General features: G+C 57.0%; 3 rRNA genes. All 3 read left to right on the forward strand.

Features of this window, described 5'->3' with window-relative positions:
* The first annotated feature begins 239 nt into the window (after positions 1 to 239).
* The 3 genes from P0Y31_RS18530 (at position 240) to rrf (ending at position 5,458) form a co-directional block, all read left to right on the forward strand.
* A 16S ribosomal RNA gene (locus P0Y31_RS18530) occupies positions 240 to 1,762 on the forward strand.
* Between the two features lie 370 nt (positions 1,763 to 2,132).
* A 23S ribosomal RNA gene (locus tag P0Y31_RS18535) occupies positions 2,133 to 5,252 on the forward strand.
* An 89-nt stretch (positions 5,253 to 5,341) separates the two neighbouring features.
* A 5S ribosomal RNA gene (rrf, locus tag P0Y31_RS18540) occupies positions 5,342 to 5,458 on the forward strand.
* Together the 16S, 23S and 5S rRNA genes form the textbook arrangement of a ribosomal RNA operon.
* Positions 5,459 to 5,465 lie beyond the last annotated feature (7 nt).

Here is a 5,465-nt window from a genome sequence, read left to right on the forward strand (position 1 = left end):
GGTGCGCGTCCGAACCTTGAGAACTCAACAGCGTGTCAAAAATCGATGCCAATTACCTCGTCTCGAGGGGTGTCTGAACCAGCTTGATGGTTGGGGATGTGCTTTTCGATTCGATTTTCCTTTGGTTGACAACGATCAAACAGCGATTTCGCTGGTTGTTCTTGCTCAGCTAGTGATTTAAACCCTTTACGGGTTCTGGTTTCCGCGCCTGGTCTTTGGGCTGGGTGTGGTGCTGAACATCAATGGAGAGTTTGATCCTGGCTCAGGACGAACGCTGGCGGCGTGCTTAACACATGCAAGTCGAACGGTGACCCGAGAGCTTGCTCTCGGTGATCAGTGGCGAACGGGTGAGTAACACGTGAGTAACCTGCCCCAGACTCTGGAATAACCCCGGGAAACCGGAGCTAATACCGGATATGACACCAATCCGCATGGGTATGGTGTGGAAAGTTTTTCGGTCTGGGATGGACTCGCGGCCTATCAGCTTGTTGGTGAGGTAACGGCTCACCAAGGCGACGACGGGTAGCCGGCCTGAGAGGGCGACCGGCCACACTGGGACTGAGACACGGCCCAGACTCCTACGGGAGGCAGCAGTGGGGAATATTGCACAATGGGCGAAAGCCTGATGCAGCGACGCCGCGTGAGGGATGACGGCCTTCGGGTTGTAAACCTCTTTCAGCAGGGAAGAAGCGCAAGTGACGGTACCTGCAGAAGAAGCACCGGCTAACTACGTGCCAGCAGCCGCGGTAATACGTAGGGTGCGAGCGTTGTCCGGAATTATTGGGCGTAAAGAGCTTGTAGGCGGTTTGTCGCGTCTGCCGTGAAAATCCGAGGCTCAACCTCGGACTTGCGGTGGGTACGGGCAGACTAGAGTGTGGTAGGGGAGACTGGAATTCCTGGTGTAGCGGTGAAATGCGCAGATATCAGGAGGAACACCGATGGCGAAGGCAGGTCTCTGGGCCACTACTGACGCTGAGAAGCGAAAGCATGGGGAGCGAACAGGATTAGATACCCTGGTAGTCCATGCCGTAAACGTTGGGCGCTAGGTGTGGGACCCATTCCACGGGTTCCGTGCCGCAGCTAACGCATTAAGCGCCCCGCCTGGGGAGTACGGCCGCAAGGCTAAAACTCAAAGGAATTGACGGGGGCCCGCACAAGCGGCGGAGCATGCGGATTAATTCGATGCAACGCGAAGAACCTTACCAAGGCTTGACATACACCGGAAACATCCAGAGATGGGTGCCCCGCAAGGTCGGTGTACAGGTGGTGCATGGTTGTCGTCAGCTCGTGTCGTGAGATGTTGGGTTAAGTCCCGCAACGAGCGCAACCCTCGTTCTATGTTGCCAGCGCGTTATGGCGGGGACTCATAGGAGACTGCCGGGGTCAACTCGGAGGAAGGTGGGGATGACGTCAAATCATCATGCCCCTTATGTCTTGGGCTTCACGCATGCTACAATGGCCGGTACAAAGGGCTGCGAAACCGCGAGGTGGAGCGAATCCCAAAAAACCGGTCTCAGTTCGGATTGGGGTCTGCAACTCGACCCCATGAAGTCGGAGTCGCTAGTAATCGCAGATCAGCAACGCTGCGGTGAATACGTTCCCGGGCCTTGTACACACCGCCCGTCAAGTCACGAAAGTCGGTAACACCCGAAGCCGGTGGCCCAACTCGCAAGAGGGGGAGCCGTCGAAGGTGGGACTGGCGATTGGGACTAAGTCGTAACAAGGTAGCCGTACCGGAAGGTGCGGCTGGATCACCTCCTTTCTAAGGAGCACTGGTCGCGCAAGCGATCCAGAGCCCGGTCTGTCCCCGAGTGTGGGGCAGCGGGTGCTCAAGGGTGGAACATCGATTAGTTGGCGCCGGTTGTCGGCTGCCTCGTCAGTACAAGCTCGCCCCTTCGGGGTGGGCAGTGGAACGCGGGTGGTGGGCAGGTGGTGCCTGGCACGTTGTTGGGTCCTGAAGGCTCGGGCGTAAGCTTTGACCTTCGGGCCGGTTGAATCGGCCTTGGACCCTCGCTCGCGGTCGAACCGCCACGTCAGCTCCTCGTTTGTGGGGGGTGGGGTGGTAGGCGCCGGGTTGAGTGGGGGGCCGCCCGTTTCTTGAGAACTGCACAGTGGACGCGAGCATCTTTGTGGCTCAAGTTTTTAAGGGCACACGGTGGATGCCTTGGCACCAGGAACCGATGAAGGGCGTAGGAATCTGCGATAAGCCTCGGGGAGTCGATAACCAGACTGTGATCCGAGGATGCCCGAATGGGGAAACCCGGCTGGAGGCAAGTCCAGTCACCCTCGTCTGAACACATAGGGCGAGTGGAGGGAACGTGGGGAAGTGAAACATCTCAGTACCCACAGGAAGAGAAAGCAACCGCGATTCCGTGAGTAGTGGCGAGCGAAAGCGGATCAGGCCAAACCGTAGCTGTGTGATACCTGTCAGGGGTTGCAGTTGCGGGGTTGTGGGACGTCTTGACCAGTGCTGACACGCTGGTAGGGAGTCAGAAATGTGCGTCATAGTCGAAGGGCATTGAAAGGCCCGGCACAGAGGGTGCTACCCCCGTAGACGAAATGGCACACACTCCTTAGACCCATCCCAAGTAGCACGGGGCCCGAGAAATCCCGTGTGAATCTGGCGGGACCACCCGCTAAGCCTAAATATTCCCTGGTGACCGATAGCGGACAAGTACCGTGAGGGAAAGGTGAAAAGTACCCCGGGAGGGGAGTGAAATAGATCCTGAAACCGTGTGCCTACAATCCGTCGGAGCCTCCTTGTGGGGTGACGGCGTGCCTTTTGAAGAATGAGCCTGCGAGTTAGTGCTCCGTGGCGAGGTTAACCCGTGTGGGGAAGCCGTAGCGAAAGCGAGTCCGAATAGGGCGTTTCAGTCGCGGGGTCTAGACCCGAAGCGGAGTGATCTACCCATGGCCAGGTTGAAGCGACGGTAAGACGTCGTGGAGGACCGAACCCACTTAGGTTGAAAACTGAGGGGATGAGCTGTGGGTAGGGGTGAAAGGCCAATCAAACTCCGTGATAGCTGGTTCTCCCCGAAATGCATTTAGGTGCAGCGTCACGTGTTTCTTACCGGAGGTAGAGCTACTGGATAGCCGATGGGCCTCACCAGGTTACTGACGTTAGCCAAACTCCGAATGCCGGTAAGTGAGAGCGTGGCAGTGAGACTGCGGGGGATAAGCTCCGTAGTCGAGAGGGAAACAGCCCAGACCACCAGCTAAGGTCCCTAAGCGTGTGCTAAGTGGGAAAGGATGTGGAGTTGCATTGACAACCAGGAGGTTGGCTTAGAAGCAGCCACCCTTTAAAGAGTGCGTAATAGCTCACTGGTCAAGTGATTCCGCGCCGACAATGTAGCGGGGCTCAAGCACACCACCGAAGCTGTGGCATTGACATACTGCCCGGCCACGACTCCTGCGGGACCGTGGTCCAAGCGTGTTGATGGGTAGGGGAGCGTCGTGTGGCCAGGGAAGCGGCGGAGTGATCCAGCCGTGGAGGCCACACGAGTGAGAATGCAGGCATGAGTAGCGAATGACGGGCGAGAAACCCGTCCGCCGAATAACCAAGGGTTCCAGGGTCAAGCTAATCTGCCCTGGGTAAGTCGGGACCTAAGGCGAGGCCGACAGGCGTAGTCGATGGACATCCGGTTGATATTCCGGAACCGGCGAAGAACCGCCCATGACGAACCTAGTGATGCTAAGCGCCCGAAGCCTGTTCACCAATCCTTCGGGAGAGGGTTCAGGTGGAGCGCGCGACCCGATCTAGTAGTAGTCAAGCGATGGAGAGACGCAGGAAGGTAGCCTCCGCGTGGCGATGGTAGTCCACGTCCAAGGGTGTAGGGAGCGACATAGGCAAATCCGTGTCGCACATATCCTGAGACCTGATAGTGACCGCGTATGCGGGAAGCAGGGTGATCCTATGCTGCCTAGAAAATCTTCTAGCGAGGTTCGAGCCGCCCGTACCCCAAACCGACTCAGGTGGTTAGGTAGAGAATACCAAGGCGATCGAGTGAATCGTGGTTAAGGAACTCGGCAAAATGCCCCCGTAACTTCGGGAGAAGGGGGGCCCGGACCCTGAAGGAGCTTGCCTCCTAGGGTGAAGGGCCGCAGAGACCAGGGAGAAGCGACTGTTTACTAAAAACACAGGTCCGTGCGAAGTCGCAAGACGATGTATACGGACTGACGCCTGCCCGGTGCTGGAAGGTTAAGAGGACCGGTTAGCTCTTCGGAGCGAAGCTGAGAATTTAAGCCCCAGTAAACGGCGGTGGTAACTATAACCATCCTAAGGTAGCGAAATTCCTTGTCGGGTAAGTTCCGACCTGCACGAATGGCGTAACGACTTCTCCACTGTCTCAACCACGAACTCGGCGAAATTGCACTACGAGTAAAGATGCTCGTTACGCGCAGCAGGACGGAAAGACCCCGGGACCTTTACTACAGCTTGGTATTGGTGTTCGGTACGGCTTGTGTAGGATAGGTGGGAGACTGTGAAGCATGCACGCCAGTGTGTGTGGAGTCAACGTTGAAATACCACTCTGGTCGTTCTGGATATCTAACCTCGGTCCGTGATCCGGATCAGGGACAGTGCCTGGTGGGTAGTTTAACTGGGGCGGTTGCCTCCTAAAAGGTAACGGAGGCGCCCAAAGGTTCCCTCAGCCTGGTTGGCAATCAGGTTTTGAGTGTAAGTGCACAAGGGAGCTTGACTGTGAGACAGGCATGTCGAGCAGGGACGAAAGTCGGGACTAGTGATCCGGCGGTGGCTTGTGGAAGCGCCGTCGCTCAACGGATAAAAGGTACCCCGGGGATAACAGGCTGATCTTGCCCAAGAGTCCATATCGACGGCATGGTTTGGCACCTCGATGTCGGCTCGTCGCATCCTGGGGCTGGAGTAGGTCCCAAGGGTTGGGCTGTTCGCCCATTAAAGCGGTACGCGAGCTGGGTTTAGAACGTCGTGAGACAGTTCGGTCCCTATCCGCTGTGCGCGTAGGAAACTTGAGAAGGGCTATCCCTAGTACGAGAGGACCGGGATGGACGAACCTCTGGTGTGTCAGTTGTTCCGCCAGGAGCACCGCTGATTAGCTACGTTCGGAAGTGATAACCGCTGAAAGCATCTAAGCGGGAAGCACGCTTCAAGATGAGGTTTCCACGGACCTTTGGTCCGAGAGGCTCCCAGCCAGACGACTGGGTTGATAGGCCAGATGTGGAAGTGCAGCAATGCATGCAGCTGACTGGTACTAATAAGCCGACAACTTGACTCACACTCATAAGATTTAGCTTCGCGTCCACTGTGCGGTTCCCGAGACACGGTCGGGAACCAGGAAACACCTGATTGATATCTCCATAGAGTTTCGGCTGTCATAGCGAAGGGGAAACGCCCGGTCCCATTCCGAACCCGGAAGCTAAGCCCTTCAGCGCCGATGGTACTGCACTGGTGACGGTGTGGGAGAGTAGGACGCAGCCGAACATACTTT

It is taken from the genome of Knoellia sp. 3-2P3 (genome assembly GCF_029223115.1).
In the GTDB taxonomy this organism is placed as follows: Bacteria; Actinomycetota; Actinomycetes; order Actinomycetales; family Dermatophilaceae; genus Pedococcus_A.